The organism is Streptomyces pilosus (genome assembly GCF_014649835.1).
Taxonomy (GTDB): domain Bacteria; phylum Actinomycetota; class Actinomycetes; order Streptomycetales; family Streptomycetaceae; genus Streptomyces; species Streptomyces pilosus.
The window spans coordinates 1-560 of record NZ_BMTU01000053.1 but is presented as its reverse complement, the minus strand read 5'-3'; the positions used below and the strand labels follow the sequence as shown (position 1 = coordinate 560).

At 71.4% G+C, this 560-nt stretch carries 1 protein-coding gene; it reads right to left on the bottom strand.

What is annotated here, in order from left to right:
* A partial coding sequence (locus IE118_RS33875; RefSeq protein ID WP_268249000.1) for a thiolase family protein occupies positions 1-560 on the bottom strand: 560 nt, incomplete at both ends.

Here is a 560-nt window from a genome sequence, read left to right as displayed (position 1 = left end):
GAGCCGATGGCGACGAGGGCGGCGCCGTCGACGATGCCGGAGGAGTTGCCCGCGTGGTGCACGTGGTCGATCTTCTCCACCCAGTGGTACTTCTGCAGCGCGACCGCGTCGAAGCCGCCCAGCTCGCCGATGTCCGCGAAGGACGGCTTGAGCCGGCCCAGCGAGTCGGCGGTCGTGCCCGGACGCGGGTGCTCGTCGTGGTCCAGGACGACCAGGCCGCTGCGGTCCCGCACCGGCACCACGGACCGCTCGAAGCGGTTCTCCTTCCACGCCGTGGCCGCACGCTCCTGCGACAGCGCCGCGTACTCGTCCACCTCCCGCCGGGAGAACCCCTCGATGGTGGCGATCAGGTCCGCCCCGATCCCCTGCGGCACGAAGTCGACGGCGAGGTTCGTCATCGGGTCGTTGAACCAGGCGCCGCCGTCGGAGGCCATCGGGACGCGGGACATGGACTCCACGCCGCCGGCGAGGATCAGGTCCTCCCAGCCGGAACGCACCTTGGCGGCGGCCAGGTTGACCGCCTCAAGACCGGAGGCGCAGAAGCGGTTCTCCTGGACGCC